The organism is Pyrodictium delaneyi, from assembly GCF_001412615.1.
Taxonomy (GTDB): Archaea; Thermoproteota; Thermoprotei_A; order Sulfolobales; family Pyrodictiaceae; genus Pyrodictium; species Pyrodictium delaneyi.
In genome coordinates, this window is record NZ_CP013011.1 from 692,203 (window position 1) to 709,056 (window position 16,854).

General features: G+C 61.9%; 22 protein-coding genes. 14 read left to right on the plus strand and 8 right to left on the minus strand.

The genetic code is table 11. The features are described 5' to 3' along the window. The first annotated feature begins 51 nt into the window (after positions 1-51). Together Pyrde_RS03590 and Pyrde_RS03595 are read left to right on the plus strand one after the other, a co-directional pair. Complete coding sequence (locus Pyrde_RS03590; protein ID WP_156327990.1) at positions 52-390, plus strand: hypothetical protein; 339 nt, start codon at positions 52-54, stop codon at positions 388-390. A gap of 79 nt (positions 391-469) precedes the next feature. After that, positions 470-796 (plus strand): hypothetical protein, encoded by a 327-nt coding sequence (locus Pyrde_RS03595; protein ID WP_055408269.1) that lies wholly within the window; start codon positions 470-472, stop codon positions 794-796. Here the strand turns inward: Pyrde_RS03595 and Pyrde_RS03600 are convergent. Continuing rightward, positions 793-999, minus strand: a complete 207-nt coding sequence (locus Pyrde_RS03600) for a hypothetical protein (RefSeq protein ID WP_055408271.1) — start codon at positions 997-999, stop codon at positions 793-795. The genes Pyrde_RS03595 and Pyrde_RS03600 overlap by 4 nt on opposite strands. Positions 1,000-1,108: 109 nt before the next feature. On the opposite strand from Pyrde_RS03600, the gene Pyrde_RS03605 reads away from it, so the two are divergent. Further along, positions 1,109-1,312 carry a hypothetical protein gene (locus Pyrde_RS03605; RefSeq protein ID WP_055408273.1) on the plus strand — a complete coding sequence of 68 codons (204 nt, stop codon included), beginning with the start codon at positions 1,109-1,111 and terminating at the stop codon, positions 1,310-1,312. 5 nt (positions 1,313-1,317) lie between these two features. Further along, entirely contained in the window at positions 1,318-1,617 is a 300-nt protein-coding gene (locus Pyrde_RS03610; RefSeq protein WP_156327991.1) for a hypothetical protein, read from the plus strand. 116 nt (positions 1,618-1,733) lie between these two features. Here Pyrde_RS03610 and Pyrde_RS03615 read toward each other — a convergent pair whose 3' ends face one another. Then, a complete protein-coding gene (locus tag Pyrde_RS03615) occupies positions 1,734-1,955 on the minus strand; it encodes a hypothetical protein (protein WP_055408277.1) in 222 nt (73 codons plus the stop codon). Between the two features lie 107 nt (positions 1,956-2,062). On the opposite strand from Pyrde_RS03615, the gene Pyrde_RS03620 reads away from it, so the two are divergent. After that, on the plus strand, positions 2,063-5,713 hold the full coding sequence (locus tag Pyrde_RS03620; protein ID WP_055408279.1) for an ATP-binding protein: 3,651 nt from the start codon (positions 2,063-2,065) through the stop codon (positions 5,711-5,713). Positions 5,714-6,037: 324 nt separating this feature from the next. Here Pyrde_RS03620 and Pyrde_RS03625 read toward each other — a convergent pair whose 3' ends face one another. Continuing rightward, positions 6,038-6,316 carry a LexA family transcriptional regulator gene (locus tag Pyrde_RS03625; RefSeq protein WP_156327992.1) on the minus strand — a complete coding sequence of 93 codons (279 nt, stop codon included), beginning with the start codon at positions 6,314-6,316 and terminating at the stop codon, positions 6,038-6,040. A 163-nt stretch (positions 6,317-6,479) separates the two neighbouring features. Here Pyrde_RS03625 and Pyrde_RS10960 point away from each other — a divergent pair, with 163 nt between their 5' ends. The 3 genes from Pyrde_RS10960 to Pyrde_RS03635 all read left to right on the plus strand — a co-directional run bounded on the left by Pyrde_RS10960 (position 6,480) and on the right by Pyrde_RS03635 (position 8,855). Next, entirely contained in the window at positions 6,480-6,608 is a 129-nt protein-coding gene (locus Pyrde_RS10960; RefSeq protein ID WP_257719968.1) for a hypothetical protein, read from the plus strand. Positions 6,609-6,621: 13 nt separating this feature from the next. Next, positions 6,622-6,945 (plus strand): hypothetical protein, encoded by a 324-nt coding sequence (locus Pyrde_RS03630; protein WP_055408283.1) that lies wholly within the window; start codon positions 6,622-6,624, stop codon positions 6,943-6,945. 110 nt (positions 6,946-7,055) lie between these two features. After that, positions 7,056-8,855, plus strand: a complete 1,800-nt coding sequence (locus tag Pyrde_RS03635) for a hypothetical protein (protein WP_055408285.1) — start codon at positions 7,056-7,058, stop codon at positions 8,853-8,855. Positions 8,856-8,970: 115 nt separating this feature from the next. On the opposite strand, the gene Pyrde_RS03640 is transcribed toward Pyrde_RS03635, so the two are convergent. After that, the gene (locus tag Pyrde_RS03640) at positions 8,971-9,240 is read right to left on the minus strand and encodes a hypothetical protein (protein ID WP_156327993.1); all 270 of its coding nucleotides are present in this window, start codon (positions 9,238-9,240) and stop codon (positions 8,971-8,973) included. A gap of 169 nt (positions 9,241-9,409) precedes the next feature. Here Pyrde_RS03640 and Pyrde_RS03645 point away from each other — a divergent pair, with 169 nt between their 5' ends. Together Pyrde_RS03645 and Pyrde_RS03650 are read left to right on the plus strand one after the other, a co-directional pair. Further along, positions 9,410-9,928, plus strand: a complete 519-nt coding sequence (locus tag Pyrde_RS03645; RefSeq protein WP_156327994.1) for a hypothetical protein — start codon at positions 9,410-9,412, stop codon at positions 9,926-9,928. Between the two features lie 25 nt (positions 9,929-9,953). Continuing rightward, entirely contained in the window at positions 9,954-10,253 is a 300-nt protein-coding gene (locus tag Pyrde_RS03650; protein WP_055408291.1) for a hypothetical protein, read from the plus strand. Positions 10,254-10,510: 257 nt separating this feature from the next. Here the strand turns inward: Pyrde_RS03650 and Pyrde_RS03655 are convergent, their stop codons facing one another. Beyond that, positions 10,511-11,017 (minus strand): hypothetical protein, encoded by a 507-nt coding sequence (locus Pyrde_RS03655; RefSeq protein WP_156327995.1) that lies wholly within the window; start codon positions 11,015-11,017, stop codon positions 10,511-10,513. A 126-nt stretch (positions 11,018-11,143) separates the two neighbouring features. Between Pyrde_RS03655 and Pyrde_RS03660 the strand changes: the two genes are divergently transcribed. After that, the gene (locus tag Pyrde_RS03660; protein ID WP_231656787.1) at positions 11,144-11,521 is read left to right on the plus strand and encodes a hypothetical protein; all 378 of its coding nucleotides are present in this window, start codon (positions 11,144-11,146) and stop codon (positions 11,519-11,521) included. 21 nt (positions 11,522-11,542) lie between these two features. Next, the gene (locus tag Pyrde_RS03665; RefSeq protein WP_156327996.1) at positions 11,543-11,998 is read left to right on the plus strand and encodes a hypothetical protein; all 456 of its coding nucleotides are present in this window, start codon (positions 11,543-11,545) and stop codon (positions 11,996-11,998) included. A 25-nt stretch (positions 11,999-12,023) separates the two neighbouring features. Here Pyrde_RS03665 and Pyrde_RS03670 read toward each other — a convergent pair whose 3' ends face one another. Next, complete coding sequence (locus Pyrde_RS03670) at positions 12,024-13,364, minus strand: RNA-guided endonuclease InsQ/TnpB family protein (protein ID WP_055408300.1); 1,341 nt, start codon at positions 13,362-13,364, stop codon at positions 12,024-12,026. Between the two features lies 1 nt (position 13,365). Continuing rightward, positions 13,366-13,755 (minus strand): IS200/IS605 family transposase, encoded by a 390-nt coding sequence (gene tnpA / locus Pyrde_RS03675; RefSeq protein WP_197272732.1) that lies wholly within the window; start codon positions 13,753-13,755, stop codon positions 13,366-13,368. A gap of 129 nt (positions 13,756-13,884) precedes the next feature. On the opposite strand from tnpA, the gene Pyrde_RS03680 reads away from it, so the two are divergent. Together Pyrde_RS03680 and Pyrde_RS03685 are read left to right on the plus strand one after the other, a co-directional pair. Further along, positions 13,885-14,190, plus strand: a complete 306-nt coding sequence (locus Pyrde_RS03680) for a hypothetical protein (RefSeq protein ID WP_055408302.1) — start codon at positions 13,885-13,887, stop codon at positions 14,188-14,190. 3 nt (positions 14,191-14,193) lie between these two features. After that, a complete protein-coding gene (locus tag Pyrde_RS03685) occupies positions 14,194-14,697 on the plus strand; it encodes a hypothetical protein (RefSeq protein WP_055408304.1) in 504 nt (167 codons plus the stop codon). Here the strand turns inward: Pyrde_RS03685 and Pyrde_RS03690 are convergent. Further along, complete coding sequence (locus Pyrde_RS03690; RefSeq protein ID WP_055408307.1) at positions 14,666-16,768, minus strand: hypothetical protein; 2,103 nt, start codon at positions 16,766-16,768, stop codon at positions 14,666-14,668. The two genes, Pyrde_RS03685 and Pyrde_RS03690, sit on opposite strands and share 32 nt — an antisense overlap. Positions 16,769-16,854: the final 86 nt, after the last annotated feature.

The following is a 16,854-nucleotide window of genomic DNA, read 5'->3' on the forward strand; positions in this document are numbered from 1 at the left end:
TGGGCTCTATAGGGTGCACTGTGTGCCGCCTATATAGGCCTGGGGCCCGTGGTGGATTATGCTGGGCTGCTAGCTCGCATCCTGGGTGTCTTCGAGAGGCTGGGGTTCCGGGACCCGTACGAGGCGTGGCTCTGCGTAGAGCACCGCTGCCGTTGCCCTGGGGGCGTGGACCTCGGGCTAGCTAGGCGGGCGGTCTGGCTCTACGTGGAGGCTGTGGAGGTGTTTGAGGGCAGGGACGTGGTCGAGGAGTGGGAGGACCGCTACATGGAGGAGGCGGGTAGGCGGCTCCGCGGAGAGTGCGAGGAGCGGGTAGTAGTGCTCCCCTCATGGGTGCTGCTGGTCCCGGGCCTGGTTGTCCTCGCTGTCCTCCTAGCCCTTCTCGCGCTCTAGGCTATGGGCTTGTAGGCTGGTTCGCCCGCGCCGGGTTTAAATAGCTGTGTAGCGTAAGCTACATGGTGGGTGTGGGGCTGTGGAGCGGGAGGAGCTGGTGCTCCGCAGGATAGAGTACCTGGAGAGGCTGGCTGAGAAGCTGGAGAGGCTCGCCGCGGTGCTCTTCGCCGCCGCGGTGGCCTCCCCGGTGCTGGAGAAGCTGACGGGGCTCCGCCTAGCCGCTGCGGTGGCGATGGTGGCGGTGGCGCTCGCCGTGCTCCTGGCTAGCGTTTATACGCTACGGATGGAGTCTGAGAGGCTCTGGGGGAAGCTGTTGGGCCGGGACCCGCGGCTGCTAGCGTTCCCGTGGGGCGTGCTAGCGCTGCTGATAGCGACCATAGGGCTGCTCCTAGCCCTCGCCCACTAGCTTTCTTCTCCCCGGCTGCGGGGTATGGGCTCCAGGGTTATCCTCCCGGTCTCCTCGTCGACTAGGACCCGGTAGGCCTCGACCCGCTCTGCGATGCGCTCCGGGATGTCTATCTTCACGTAGTATGAGGGGTACCGCCGCCCCCTCACGGTCTTGGTTGTCCGCACTACCCTGGCCAGGCGCTCCCTCCTCTCCCCCGGCAAGCCTCCCCTCCCCCATCCTCTCGCAGCCCATGCGAGATATTTGTAGCGTACGCCACAAGCCTTTTATACCCCCGCCCTGTAGCGTAAGCTACACAGGGGGCTGAGAGCCGTGAAGGCCCCCGAGACCCTCCGGGAGCTAGTAGCCCGGTTCACCGGGCTAGGCTTCAGGGTGGTTTTCATGGACCGGGCGCCCATGGATGCTGTGCTGTACGGGGCTGGCTGGGGCGTCTACGTATTCGAGAAGGAGGGGTGGCTGTGGCAGCTAGTACCCAGCCCCTCCAAGAAGCTAGCAGTAGTCTCCAGGCTAGGGTGAGACCCGTGGCAGTAGCCGCGGCCTATGTTGTTAGGCTCTACAGGGTAGTGTCAGAGGACCCGTGGCGCGTCGAGCCGGAGCAAGAGCAGCGTTTCAGCGACTGGGAGGAGGCCAGGGAGGCCTTCATAGAGAGGCTAGAGGAGCTGGAGGCCAGCGGCTTCCGCTGCAGCGACTACGCTAGCGCATGGCACCAGATGTGCAGCAGGGTGACGGGCACCCGGAGGGTCTTCCTCGAGGAGCTCGGCGACGCCGTGGAGCTGGTAGAGACCGAGAAGCTCTTCCTGGCGCTCGAGCCCACAGGCTAGCCCATGCTCCGCAGCACTTATCCCAAAGTGGATATAGCCTAGAATTGGAGCCCCGGGCTGCCGCCCCCGCCCTCTTGCCGCCGCCCCCTGCCGCCCTCCTTCGCACCCCTCCCCTCCTACTTCTCCCGTTCTAGCCTGGCGCTAGGCTGAGTTCTATTGTCTCCATGTGTGTCTTCTTCGCCTCGTACGGGTTCTATCTTGACCTCTAGTAGTCTCCATAGCTGGATGTGTATCCTGGCGTCGCGTCTCAGTAGTGCCAGGATTGTGGCTGTGGCTAGGGCTGCGAGGGCTAGAGCTGCAGGGGCTAGGGCGTAGAGGGGGTCCAGGCTATCACCCACTATTTAAGGCACGGCTACTATAAAAACGTGCAAATTCTTGCAATTCTGTTTCTCCCGGCCCCGGGGCTATCTGGTGGAGGGCTTGTAGCCCCGGGGGTGCATGGGCTGTGCCTCTCAGGTGGTTCCGCGTCAGGCCCCTCCTGGGCTCCAGGGAGCGGGTTCTGCCGGTCCTCGGCCTCGGCTTCGTGCTGGAGTATCACAGGAGCGAGGACCGGCTCGAGATATACTACCTGTCCGAGGCGTCTCGGGTCAGCTTCAACAGGGTGGCCGCCGCCGAGGAGAAGGCTCCGCCCGAGCTGCCTCCGTACGGCTACGAGGTTAGAATACGCGGCAAGGAGTGGTGGCTCCCCGTAGAGGTCCGGGACTGGCACGGGCTCCTAGAGGCTATGGGGCCGGGGACCGTTGTCCAGGTCGTGGCCCTCCGCGACTACAAGCTGAAGGAGAAGCTCTTGAAGAAGGCTGAGAGCCTAAAGGAGGGGAGAGAGTACACGGCTGGCCGTGTCCTAGCGAGCGTGCTTCTCGGGGAGTCCGTGTTCAATGTTAAGCGGGACGAGCAGCTGGCGCAGGAGCTCCGCCGCCGGGCGCAGAGCGTCTGGCAGCTGGCCTTCCGCGTCTACGCCGGAAGCGAGGAGAAGGCCCGGGAGCTGGCCGAGCAGCTCATAGCCCGATTGCTCGTGGATGATGAGAAGCACTGGCGGCTGGAACGCATCAAGGTCAAGAAGAGCAAGGACATGGCTAGGCTGAGGGACCCGCTGCGGCTGAAGAAGGGCGACACCTCGCGGCCCTGGCTCCCCGAGGACCGGCTCAAGGCGGTACTAGAGCTGCCTGAGCCCTCTAGCCCGCTCCCCGTGGACTTCGCCCACCGGGCTGGGCTTCCCTCGATAGCGCCGCGGCGCAGCGAGATAAGGATAGGGGTGCTCCATGACGGCCGGGAGGTCCGTATCGACGTAGACGACCTGTACCGGCACGCCTACGTCATAGGCAGTACTGGTGCGGGGAAGTCCACGTTCCTCCTCAACCTTGTTTTGCGGCTATGGGAGACCGGGCGCGGCGCCGTATTCGTTATCGATCCTCATGGCGACCTTGTGCGGGATATACTGGAGCGTGTCCCCAGCCTCGAGCGGGTATACTACCTGGATGCGCGGCGCCGCGACTTCGCCGTAAACCCGCTCGTGCCGCCGCCTATACCCGATAGGGAGCTCGCTAGGGCTGTGGCTGTCGACAACACCGTGAAGGTGATGGAGAAGGTGCTGCGGCTCCCGGAGACCGCTGTAAACGTGAAGTTCATCGTCCGTACGCTGCTGCAGGTTCTCTATGCCCGCGGCGGGGTGCCGACCTTCGAGCAGCTCTTCGAGGCTGTGCTAGCCCTCTACGGGGGCGAGCTGGAGCTAGACCTGGGGGACGAGAGGCTCGACCGTGTCTGGAGGGCGCAGGTGGAGCTTCTCCGGAACATCCAGGAGCAGAGCTTCCTCTCAACCCTAGTGAGGCTCCAGCCCTTCGCTACGCATCCCTTGCTCCGTGACCTTACCAGCGAGGATACGTTGCCGGTGGAGAGGCTGGTCGAGGAGCGCGCCCTGGTACTGTTCAATGTGCCCAAGGACCTGGGTGAGGAGTTCTCGGAGCTGCTCACCAGCCTCATTGTTATGAAGCTGTGGTTCTTCGCCGCCGCCCGCCGCGAGGCGCGGGAGAGGGGCATGGATGTGCCTATGGTCCCTGTGTTCCTTGTTGTCGACGAGTTTCAGAACCTGTCGGGCCTCCCGGTGCTGGAGACCATGTTGTCGGAGGCGAGGAAGTATGGCTTACACGTCATTGCTGCGCATCAGCATACCCGGCAGCTTCCGGAGGAGCTGCTGCGGAGCCTGTTCAGCAACACAGCGTTGAAGGTTGTGTTTAGCGTCGAGGGCCCGGACGTGGACCGGCTGAAGAGCATTGACCCGAGGTTCGCGGAGGCGCTGGAGGAGCTGCTGCCCTCGCTGGCTACTGGCATGGCTGTTGTGCGTATACGCGGGGGCCCTGGCGAGGAGCGGTATCCGCCTATCCTCGTCCGGACCGACCCGGCGCCTCCCAAGAGGAGGGAGCTCGAGGAGGCCCGTGGCCGGCTCCCCCGGTTCCCGCCGCGGGGCGCTGTGAGCCGGCCGGTGGAGGAGCTGCTCAACCCCGTGCTCCGCTACCTGCCGAGGGAGCGGCTCAGCCCCGTCGAGCAGCTGGTGCTCTACCATGTCTACGTGTTGTCGAGGGGGTCTAGCGACGGCTGGGCCCAGTGGAGCGATGTGCGGATGCGGCTGGGGCTGCCGCCTAAGCGCGCCGAGGCTGCCCGGGACCAGCTGGCTGCCCGGGGCCTCGTGGAGGTGCGGCGGGAGGGGAACAGGCTGCTGCTCCGCTACCGTGGCGGCCTCTTCGCCGGCCTCCGCCAGGTGGCTCCCAGCGACGAGGGCTGGAGGCTCGCGGTCGCGGCGGTGCTCTACTACCTGGAGCACGGCTACTATGTGGCCCCGGCGCGGCAGGACCCGGGGCTGAGCGCTAAGCCGGACCTGGTCGCCATACCCTTCGACAAGGCCGGCCTGGCGCTGAGGTACAGCCAGGCCGTCGCCGTGGAAGTCGAAACTTGTAACGAATTGTCGACGCACCCCGAGCAGGTGGCGCGTAACATCGAGAAGCATGGTTCTACGCCGTTCGTTGAGGTCCACCTGTGGTTCCCCAAGAAGTGCCTGGCCGATATGCAGCGGCCCTTCGGCGCCGCCCGGAAGCCTAAGCCGGTGAAGCTGTTCCCGGTCTCGTTCACTGGCCGCCGCGCCGTGCTGCTGGAGGCGGCGCTCGAGGAGATCAGCGGCGGTGGCGGCGCCGCTTCGCCGGCCGCCCCGGGTGCCGGCGTGGAGGCTGTCGAGGGCGCAGAGGCCGGTGATGTGGGGGAGGTCCTCGGGGAGGCTCCGGGTGGCGAAGAGGCTGGGCCCGTCGAGGAGGCTGGGGAGGGATCTCCGGGGCTGCATGGAGGGCCGGCGGGGAGCCTCAAGGAGCCCGTGGAGGATCATGCAGGGGCCGGGGAGGCTGGTGCCGGCGTCGAGGGGGAGCACGAGGAGCCCCAGCGGGGGCAGCCCAGCGTGGAGGATCTCCGGGGGCTGCTCGAGGCCCAGGCTAGGATGTTGGCGGCGCTCGGGGAGACGGTTCGGGGGCTCGCTGAGGCGCAGGCGCGGCAGACCGAGACGCTCCAGAAGCTGGCGGAGAACATGGACCGGGTAACGCAGCTCCTAGCGGGCCTCATGGAGAGGCTCGACCGGCTAGAGGCGGCAGCCCAGCAGCATGGAGCCACGCCGGAGACACGGGGGTCAGCGGCACAGCCCCACGGGCCCAGGCCAGCCAGGGAGGAGAGAGGCGCAACCCAGCCCAGAGAGACGCCGGAAACCCCGAGAGGAGAGGCACAGGAAACACCGCCGGAGCCCCAGGGCCTCGAATACGACCCCGAGCAGGACTGCTACTGGATCACGCTAGACCAGCCCCCAGGCCACAGAGTATGCCTACCCGGCGACAAAGCCCGCGAAGCACAGGAGTTCCGCAGACGCGGCTACAGGCTAGTAGCCAGAGGAAACTGGCTCTACGCCAGACGCACCGGATACACACGACCACTAACACAGCTACCCCAGAACCAGCAACCCAGCCCAACCCCAGAAACCAGACACACAGGCCAACCCACAGCCCAGACACACCCCTATAGAGTGAAACCGGGCGCCGCGCGCGGCGGCGACGATCCACCCCCGGCCTAGAAGCTCGTCGGCGAGCCTCCACCCTGAGCATGGACCGCTGTTTCCCACGCTCTACCCGGCTTCTAGGCCCCGCATGGACCGCTGCCCCCACATGACTATGCTTTTTCTCACTGCCCGGCGCCCAGGACATACACGCCACCGGGTATGCTTCGGACCGTAACCGGCCCGTGGGAGGCGTAGAGGAGACGCGTAGACAGCCGTCACCCGCATAGAGGCCTCACGGAGAAGCACAACACTGGTGTAGAGAAGCCGAGGAGAAGGCATGGAGGAGTACATGGGGGAGAAAACACGGGGCCATAGCTACGGCGCGTAGGCCCTACGGCCCTACTCCTCGGACCTTCTCCCGCCGCGGCTCTGCTTGAAGTACCACACCACCTCATTGGTGACCGGGTTCAGCCGGCCCTCGATAAGCCCCTTGGCCTCTAGGCGGCGGAGGAACCCGTACACGGTCTTGTTGCTCTTCCCCTCGACGAGCGCTGCTGCCTCGCTGGTGGAGAGCGGCCTCCTCCTCAGCTCCTCCAGGAGCCGCGCATACTCCGGGTTACGGGCCTTAAGAGACTCCATTATTATCTCCAGGTCCACGAGCCTACGCCTCCTAGGCACAGCCACCACCCGGCTCCTCCACCCCTACCGGCCCCTGCCGGGAGAAACTCTTGGCGGCAATCGGCAGCCTCCGCTGCCACCAGCATCTAGTAGCCGCTCCCCGCGCCCATCCAGCCCATGGCTTTCTCCCGGCGCGGGGTAGTGTGGGTGGAGGCGGGGAGCCGTGCCCCTCTACCTGTGCTGGGTCACATACGTGGTCGAGGTCGAGGCCGGCAGCGTGGAGGAGGCGGAGAAGCTAGCGCAGCGGGAGGCCCACGGCAGCCCCGACGAAGTGATATGCGAAGAAGCATAGGAGGTGACAAGACATGGCAGGGAAGCATGACAGGCAGCGTAGGAGGATAGAGCCCCGGGAGCTGCTGCGGAGGAGGGGGGTAATCACCGAGACGGAAGTCGCAGAATGGCTCCGGGAGGGGAGGCTCTACGTCTACAGGGATGAGCGCGGAGAGCCGGTAGCGTTCTACGCCGCCCCAGAGCTGCTCCATGGCGAGCCCTGGTGGGTTCTCGATAGAAGGCTGGAGGAGAGGAGGCGCCGGCTCCTAGAGCAGCTGAGGAGGGAGCAGCGCCGAGACAGCGGCGGCGCCGGCGATGCCCGGGAGGAGCCCGCAGGGAAGCTAGCCGGGACAGGCTAATAGGAGTTGCAAGTACCCACCCCTGCTATAGAAATATCCCCATCAAATTCTCTCAATTCCGTAAAGCTTTTAAATAGAGGCTAAGTACCCACCCCTGGAGGGGTGGGTACTTGCAGATCCACTCCCTATCCGAAGACGAGGCATTTAGCCGGATAGTACGCTCTCCACGTGCACTTGAAGCCTTAATAGTTATAGCAGCAAAGAACAAGGCTGGCATAAACGCCACAGTAAAGGATCTTATAGAATGGCTTGGTGTCAACGATAACCGTGCATGGAAGATACTCTCTAAACTCATTTCACTAGGCGTTGTTGTTCATGATGAAAACTATAAGCTATCACTATCAGACCTCGGATGGAGAGTAATTTCGAGAGTAGAGAATGTCTTAGAGCAGCAAGTCGATATTGATATCTCCTCATTGATAAAAACGGTGCGCGAGAAACATATATTCTACAAGGTACGCAGTGTCGCAAAAATACGTGACTCACCCCTTGAGGCGTTCAACGGCGATATAGCTCCATCCCCTAAAATCATCCTCCAAAAAGCACTTTGGAAGGGTTTACCCTTAATTCGGCGTTTCTCGGGAGCTATATACATAGTTACAGATTATGAACGTGTAAAGGCTAGTGGCATGCTCGACAATAACAGTATGGCTAGAGCTGAAAGGGCAGAGCTTTCAGGAATTTTGAGAGTAACGCGTCTATTTGCTCTCTCGCTTCCACCCAACCTTTTAGGCGAACCAATGGACATCAATAAACTAATAGAGGAAGTTGGAAGAAAATGGGCTTTTGTCGAGAGCCTCGCAAGGCATAGAAGCGTAAGATACCGTTACCTCGAACAAGTAGACGCATTGTATCTTGCCAGGTTTGATAAGAACCGTAAGATACTCTATCCACTCCATGAAACAGGCCTTGAAGCATATAAGTGGTTAACAAAGAAGCTTGACTCTGTAATGTCTTCAATACCAGATTTCTATCAGCCCATAGCAGTAGCACTTTACAGCATAGCCTATAATAAAGTTCTCACGCGCGACGAAATCCTAGAAGGCATAGGTGACCCCATACTAGAGCGTGCACGGGAAGAGGCGGGTACGAAAACGTATACAGAGGTAATGGAGAGAGTATTCATGCGTAGACTACTTCGGTACCGCATAGTAGAGCTTATAGGACCGGACAGGTTTGTTGTCCCCAAAGCTATCTTCCATAGGCTTGTCCTTCTACGCGGTACCGAGTTGAGTGACGTAATTAGGAGCGTTAACCAGTTATTTGAAAGATCTTCACGAATCATGAGAACGGTACTTGAATACATAGTGACCAATGTGAGCGTATCGCCGGGAGATCTAGCACGTTCACTTAAGATAAGTGAAGAAGCCGCAGTAGGCATTATACGGGTTTTAAGCGACCATGGCCTCCTTATACCTTCAAGTTATCGGTATCTATGGGTTGGAGTTGCACCAGCAAAATTCATAGAAGAAGCAATTGATAGGGACCTATACATCTACCTGTACGATATTACAAAAAGGTATGATACCGTTCTCGCGCAAAAAGGTATAGATCTTCTGGAAATACTTGAAAGATTGCTGCGAAGCGGTGTCGTGGATCTCTTCGAGGAAGCAGGCGACAGGCGTACGTTAAGTATACTATCGAAGTACTTCTTTAGGCTAGAAGAGATAGGGCTTATCAACCTTGAAGAAGGATTTATAGTTAGGCCGGCGTCGGACAATGCTGTTAAGCTACTAAAGGTGTTTACAACTACGTATGTACTTCCGAGAGGTCTTGACATACTAGGCGACCGTGTAGTAGCTGAGTCTAGCCTGATAAGCTCTCTGCGTGAATTTAGAGAAACCATAGCTGAAGTGCTACGTGAGACTATATCGAGAAGCAGGTATGAAGCCCTTGACTCCTCTAGCTGATGCCAAGTATCACCCAAGATAAAGTGTTGAGGTGCAAAATGAGTGCCGCAATAATCGCTGGGGCTAGAAACGTCGTACTAAGTAACGTACTGGAGCTCCTCGACAGGCTAGGCGGCTAGAGCTTCTCCCACATCTCTGGGCACTTCTCCTTTGCCTCGTCCAGCAGCCTCTTTGTAGGGTAGCAGCTCGTCCGCCCCTTGCTGTGCCTCTTGCAGGTGATGAGCCCCTTCCTCTCGAGCCACCGTAGGGTCTTCGAGAACCTGTCTCCCGGTAGGCGGGCGAGCCGCCGGATAGCCTCCAGGGGAGCATGGCAGTTCGGGCTCGGGCATAGCTCGTAGAGCGCGCACATCACGGCCTCTATCTCTTCCGGCTCGGGCCTGCCCACAGCCCGCTCCCTGGATAAGGGGGCCCGGAGGGGGTAAATATTCCGGCCGGAAAACATTATTTCCGGCCGCTCCGGCGTACATACCTATGCCTGGGGGACCGCCCGGGGGGAAGAACCCAGGCATACATGAAAGCGACATACCATCGCGGCCCCCGGGCGGCCTCCCGCGATGCCAAGGAGGCAATGGTGGTTCGCGTTGGAGGCCGTAGCCAAGAGGGCGGCTGGGGAGAGCGAGCTGGAGGAGATACTGGGGCCTGTTGAGCCCCCGAAGCCCCTAGAGTGGGTCCCCCTGGTGGCGGCCCTGGGTGTGGAGAGGAAGCGTGTCAGGCTACGCAGCGGCGAGGAGAGGGTCTACACGGGCTACCGGGTAAGGATACCCAAGGAGGTGGTGGAGCGCCTAGGCCTCCGGGGGGAGGCCACGATACTCCTCCAGGCTGCCAGGCCCCGGTGGTACCACCTCCTAGACTACCGGGAGGAGCCCCTACGCAGCCGCTTCAAGGCGATTAAGAAGCCCTGGGTAAAGGCCGAGATATGCATGCTAGGCCACGCCCCAGAGGAGCTCTGCAAGGAGTACCGCACAGTGACCGTGATAGCCAGCGAGGAGGAGCTCAGGCGCCTCGGCCTGGAGCCCGGCAAGCCCGTGACCCTCAGGGAGCTGCTGGAGCGGGCTAGGAGCGTGGAGGGCTAGCACCCCTCCCGGCGGGGGCTCTCCCTTGGCTCGCTGCCTGTGGCTCGACGGGAGCCTGTTGAAGGCCTGCCGGGTGCTCCGGGCCCGGCTAGAGCCGCTGGGCGTCAGGGTGGTGTGCCGGAGCGGGCTACCCGACCGCGCCATAGACTACATGGCCTCCAGGGCCGGCTGCGCCGTAGCCACCACAGACCAGCGCATAGTCCGGGCCACGATGCAGGCCTGCTGGGCCAAGATACCACAGGGGTACGCGGAGCGGAAGAGCGCCAGAGACCTCGCGACACACATATTGAAGCAGCTCCGCCGCCAGTGCAGCTGGGGCCGATGAGCCCAGAGCCGTGCCGTGCCTCCTGCACACGGCCCGCGGGCACCGAGCGCACCCGAACAGAGCCCTAGACAAGGGCGTAGAGCCGTGCCCCCTCCACGGGGGCCGCGGCGAGGCCCCCCGCGCCCACAGGCAGAGATACACGCAGGGCGGAACCGGTTAGCCCACCGCCTCGCCGGGGCCCCGGCGAAACTACTCGATTTTAACGCGCGTAGCATCCCCGCCTATAAGGGCATAGCTCTCGGAATTGGCGACCGAAACTATTCCATTCGGTTCCGCAGCGTAGCTCCGGCTGTGTCTCTCCGGCTCCTCCTCAGCTCCTCCAGGAGGGCGTGTAGCGCCCTGCTCCGGGAGGGGATGCCCGCGGCGAGCTCCTCTAGGAGCGCTAGGAGCCACCAGGCGAGCCCGCGGACGCCGACGCTGCTGAGGGGGAGGACGCGGAACCAGCGCTTCCGGAGCGCGAGCCGCAGCGCGCCGCTCGTTAGCCGCGGCACCACGAGGAGGAGCCGGGCCCTCCTACCGTAGTCCCTCGAATGCCTCAGCAGCATAGCGGCGTAGCGGGCTAGGAGCCGCGGCGGAACCCTCCACGCCCTCTCCACCACCTTGACCGAGACAGCCCAGCGCCCATCGACGACCACGTGTACCTCCTTGAGGCTAGGCACCCTGACAGCCTCTACCCGGGCCTTAGACCTAATCGACGCCCTCCACGCCGCGCCAGCAACCTCCATAGCAACCATCCTGTACAGCCGCCCAGGCCCCCGCGGCACCCCCACACCCCGCTCCCAGAGAGGCATGGATGTGTCATATAGGCCTACCGCACTACCCTACATGCTACCCCGGGTAACCCTTATATGCTACCGCAGGGTAGTATATGCTACCTGGGGGTAGCGGCTGTGGTCCGTAAAATAAGCGTCAGCGACCAGGCATACGAGCTTCTGAACAGGCTCCGCGAGGAGCTCGGCACAGCCACGCACAGCGAGACCATACTAGTCCTAGCAGACCGGGCCCGGCTCTGCAGCGACATAGAGCCCAGGCTCCGCAAGATAGAGCTCCTACTCCACAGGCTCCTAGAGGAGCACACAGGCAGAACAGCCGGGGAGGAAGAGGGGCCCGAGAGCCCCGCCGGAGGGGCCGTGAAGGAGGGGCGGAAGGAAGAGCACGCGCCACGCAGAACCGTGACGAGACCGCTCGACGCAGACCGCTCCGCCCCAGAGCCCCTCCGGCGGGGCCGGGAACCCCGAACACAACATATAGAACAGACCAGCGAATAAACCTTGAGGAGGCGCCCCGCCATGCCCCTCCTAGGCCTAAAGAGGCAAAAAGACAAGGAAAACGACGAGCTACAAGAACTGCTGAAAAGAGCAAAGCCACTACCCAACATCTTCAAGCCGGATTGGACTGTTGATGATGCTCTTGTGGGCTGGGTCGCACTGAATGCCGAAAAATGGAAGCCCCGGAGAAACCCAGCGGCTATCGAAGGGAGACCACTACCCAAGCCTATAGAGATTGACGGTGCACCCTACGCGGGCCTCATTATAATGGATGATGGCCGTGTATTCCTTGCGGATAATATAACTTACGATATAATGGCCTTAGCTGACGGCACGAGGACATTAAACGAGATATTGGCAAAAATAGCAGCTGATATAGCTAGAGTTGATGAAGTCATAAGGAGAGCATTGGAGGAGAATGATGAAAAAGAGCTGTTGGGGCTCTACTCAGGCCTGACCTCCTCCCCGCCCCTTTAGGGGCGAGGGTTCCCCTTGGGGCGGTTCATTGGTTTGAGGGGCGGGGATAGGCCCCGCCCCTCGCCCCCGGTCTTGGGGGTGTTACCCCTACCCCGAGGCGGTGGGGGTGTGTGAGGGCCTCGGGGCTCGGGGTTATGGTTCGCTTTGTGCCCTTGGCTAGTATGTTGTAGGCTGCAGCCATGTCGGCGTTCATTGCTAGCCTGCGGTGGGGGCAGATGTAGAGGCCTCTGTGCACACGTGCACGGGGGTGTACGGCGCCGCATAGGGGGCAGCGCTGGCTAGTGTATGCCTCGTCTACCTCCACAACCTCTATCCCGTACTCCCATGCTACCTCCTTTAGGCGGCGGAGGAGGAGCCCGTAGGTCCAGACATGGACCCGCTCAAAGTTCAGCTTCCCGTTGCCGTCCCCACGCCGGGCTATGCCCCTCGGGTAGCCCACGTATATCCTCGCGACGCCGCGGCTGTAGAGCTCCTCCATTGCACGTCTCACGGCAGCGTCTATGTAGGCTCTTATCCTAGCCCTCCACCGGCGGTACATTAGGCGTAGCCTGCGGCTCGTACTCCCCGCGCCATCGGCTCTGTCGAGAACACTCTTGTACCTGGCTATGCGGCGCTGCCAGTAGAAGCTCTCAGCCTTCAGGGGACGCCCATTCACGAGGAAGCCTTCGCCGTTCTCAACGTAGACCGCCAAGAGGTTGTCTACTCCAAGGTCTACCCCCGCCTCCAGGCTCCCGCGGGGCTTCATGGGTACGCGGACCCAGCCCCTTCCATGTATCAGCTTCTCCTCCACAGTGTACGATATCGCTATGTACCAGCGCCTCCTATCGTGGTCGTACCATATCTCGGCGCCCCTTTGCCTGCCCCGGACATGGATTAACCCGCGGTACCTGACACGCACCACGCCGGCAACGCCTAGGCGCCTTATCTCGACAATACCTCTCTCCGTGTCTACGCGGTACTGGTCCTGCCTGAGGGCCAGCCATAGCCTCCTACGCCGCCGGCTCCTCTTACGGTAGCCCGGCGGGCTGGCCTTCGCTATGTGTGGTGGCAGCCTCCCCTTCTTCTTCAATGCTAGGAGCCGGAAGAAGCTTCTCCACGCGGTATCGTTCTTAGCTATAATTGCCTGTGTGGTGGCGCTGCCCAAGAGCCTGTTGTACATGTAGTAGAACTCCTTGTAGGTTTCGTAGAGTTTTTGCTGGGTCAGCTTTCCCTCGAAGAAGAGGCGTCTACGGCGGTAGTTGAGCTCGTTCCAGAGCTTCGACGCTAGCTCGCATACTAGCCTTAGCTTCTCCTCTTCCTCCGGCCCGGGCTCCAGGCGGAGCACCACTGTCCTAATGACGCCGTTTGCCCGCCTCCCCCACGGCACTCTAGCAGCACCTCTTCTGCCCCGCTATGTAGCGCCCCACTATGGCGGCGTCGTGGCCGACGCTTGCCACGTAGTAGCCTGGCGCCCACAGGCTGCCGCGTGAAGCCCCGCTCTCCAGCCAGGGCAGCGCCCTGAGCAGCATGTAGCCCGTATAGCCCTTCAACACGTTGGCTACGCGGGAGGGGCTGGGCCGAGGAGGGCACTGCACAAGGACATGCACATGGTCTATGGGGGCGGCCCACTCTACTAGCCTGCACCCAGCCCTCTCAGCCGCCTCACGGAGCAGCCTACCCAGCATCCTCTCCACAGGCTTCGAGAGGATACACCGCCGGTACTTCGGCACCCAGACGTAGTGGTATAGGAGCACACTCACGCTATGCCGGCGCCTCACCGGCTCCGGGCCGCCCCAGCCCAACCCCGGCCCAGCCCCCGGGAATTACGGGGCCACAGGTAACACCCTATAGGCTTTCTGGCAGTCTTTATAAGCTTCTGCCAGCCAGAGATAGTGTGGGTGCCAGGCTTGGGTGTAGTCGTGCTCCACGCGCGGGTTGTGAAGTACTCGGGTGACAGGGTCTGCCTCTACCCCCCAGCCGAGCAACAGGAAGAGCTCAAGAAGCTCCACGGGGAGACAATCCCAGTCATAGTCATACTGCCCGAGAAAGAGGCCGGGGATAGAGACAGGCTAGAGCAAGCCATGAAGAAGATAGCGGCAACGCTAAGCCTCATCGCTCAAGCACTATTCTACGGCGGCCCCAGGCAGCGTATGTTTGTCCCAAAGATAGAACAACATTTACGTGAGCTACAACAGCTACTAGAGAAGGGCTAAACCATGCCACTCCTAGGCCTAAGGAGGAGAAAGGAGGAGCCTCAGGCTACAGACGACGACATAGCCATAGAGCTTACCGAGGAGCAACTAAAGAGAGCAGAGCCGCTGCCTCACTTTGCCGACGACTCGTGGGGGCCTGGCGACTACATAACGGGCTGGGTCACACTAAATGCCGAGATATGGAAACCCAGGAGAAATCCTGCTGCGGTTGAGGGGCGCCCGCTTAAAAAGCCTATAGAGATTAACGGGTACCCCTACGGGGCGGCTATCTTCATGGATGATGGAAGAATATTCCTTGTGGATATAATCACGTTCAATATAATGGCTGAGGCTGACGGCTCTCGGCCATTGAATGATATAATTGCGAAGCTCGTTGCCGAGATAGCGGAAGAGGACGAGTGGGTAAGGGAAAAGCTAGAGAAAAACGATAAGGAGTTCCTTACAGGCTTCTACTCCATGCTCTATCGCTCCACTGCTATGTTGAAGGAACGTGGCCTCCTCTACTAGCCCACATTTTCCTGCCGAGCCTTGTACTAGTAAGGTGCCTTGATAGCGCCTTCATCCTCTCCCTAGCACTTCTTGCAAGCTCTACACTCTTCGACTTAACGAACCTGCCAGTTCTTATCCCAACCTCAGCTGTTATTTCTCCCGCTTTTTCGCCTATGCGTGCTGCCCTGTAGGCTCGTGTCTCTATATCGTATTTGTCTAGGACGCGTGGCTTGAAGCGCTCTGGGATGCGTATGCCCAGCTCTTTTTCGGCGATGCCTATGAACTCTCTCGCGAAGCCCCTCGCCCTGTTCTCTAGGAGCGAGGCCGCCTTGACGCCTATCTCGGCGGCCTTTGCGGCTACCGCCGCGGCCCTGGGGTGTCTTAGCCTGTGCTCCTCTATGGCCGGTCTGGCCTCCTCGACGGTTTCTGCTGCTCTTGCTGGGGCTGGTGTTATGGGCTTCGGTTGCAGCCATTTCTTTCTCAGCTGGAGTGCCATGCCCTGTGTCGTTGCTAGCTGTCTTGCCGCCTCGGTGTGCCTGTAGGCTGCCGCTGCTGGTGCTGCTGCGGCGCCGGCGGCGGGGAGTGTTGTGGCTGCTACCGGGGCTGCCGCTATGGCTCCTGTGGCTGCTCCTGCTGCCGCCCCGGCGGCTGCCGCGGGGGCGGCTCTGGCTGCGCGGATTGCCCTGAGTGCTCCGAGGCCGGGGAGCCCGCCTAGGCCTAGCTGGTTGAGTATGATGTGGCCTCCGAGGGTTATGGCTATGGGGAGCGCGTAGGCCACGGCTATGTTGACTATCTCGCGGCCCGCGTAGAGTAGGCCCTGGCTGGCTAGGAAGAGCATGCCGGCGGCCACGAGGCCGAGGACTGCTATCTTCTCTAGCAGGAGGGCGGCGCTCCGGGCCATGCCGCGTAGCGGCGGGAAGAGCCACGCGGCCGCCCAGACGGGGGCGAGGCCTATTATCGCGCCTGCTGCGAGCCACTTGAGAACGCCTATCACCACCACGGCTATTATCGCTATGAGCGCTGTCCACGCGACGGCGGCGGCGCCGGCGTTCCAGCCCAGCGCGACCCCGAGCAGCACGTGGCCCAGCAGGAAGCTGTACGCCACGTTAGCCTGGCTGATGTTGGCTATGCTCAGCGCAAGCGCGTTGTATAGCTTCGCCAGCGGCGCGTAGAGGGCCAGCCCCGCCACGGCGACTATCAGGCTGAGCACCATGTCGCTAGCGTACTCGTAGAGGTCCAGCCCCTTGGGGTCCCGCCAGACCCTCCAGAGCGCCCCGGCTATCGCGGCTAGGGGCCAGAGGAGGGGCATCCACACCGAGGCCCTGGCCCAGAGCTGCTCCATGCCCGGCATGTCGGGCGTTGGGAGCGCTAGCAGCCAGTAGAAGGCCTCCCCGGGGCTGAACCCCGACACCTCCATGACCTTCGCGGTCGCCTCTACCGCGCCGCCGAACACGGGCCCCATGACCTTCAGCAGCCTAGCCAGCACCTCCTTGATGCTGTTAGCGATGAAGCCGCCGGCGTCCTGCCTCTCCAGCGCGTCGCCCGCCTCGATGAAGAGGTTCGCCACACGGTAGCCCAGCTTCTCCACCGTCAGCGTCATCGAGGCGAGGAGCCTGGCTCCCGCCGGGATGCTCCCACAGTCCCCAGTCCACGCGTACATCTCCACATTGAAGCTCCTCTCCATAGCCGTGCCGAGCGCGTAGTTGTGCACGAGCTTCAGGCTCCCGCCGGGCGCCAGCGTAGCCGTGCTCTCGCTTCCGTCACCCCACCGGACCCCGACGCATACACTGGTATTGGTCAGCCATGTGTGGACAAACCAAGCCTCGACAGGGAACTCCTCAGCTACCCTGCTAGGAGGTGGCACAGCAACCACGAGGCTCGCCGTGGCGGCCTGTACCTTCAGGTCCTTGGTGAGCCACTTCAGCGTCGCCGGCCCAGCCGCGGCTATGAACAGTGCCACGAGGCCTGCTACTAAGAGCCTCTTCGCCTCCTCCGGGTTATTGGCCATGAACTTGATGGCAGCGGCCACGAAGAGGAACACCGAGGTCCACATACCCGCGGCGGCGACCCAGCCGTAGGCGTCTCCCACTGCTCCCAGCCCCTGGGTGCTCCACCCTCTAGCCCCGGCCCGGGAGACGCCCGGGGAAGCAGCGGCCACCCAGCACGCGATGCACA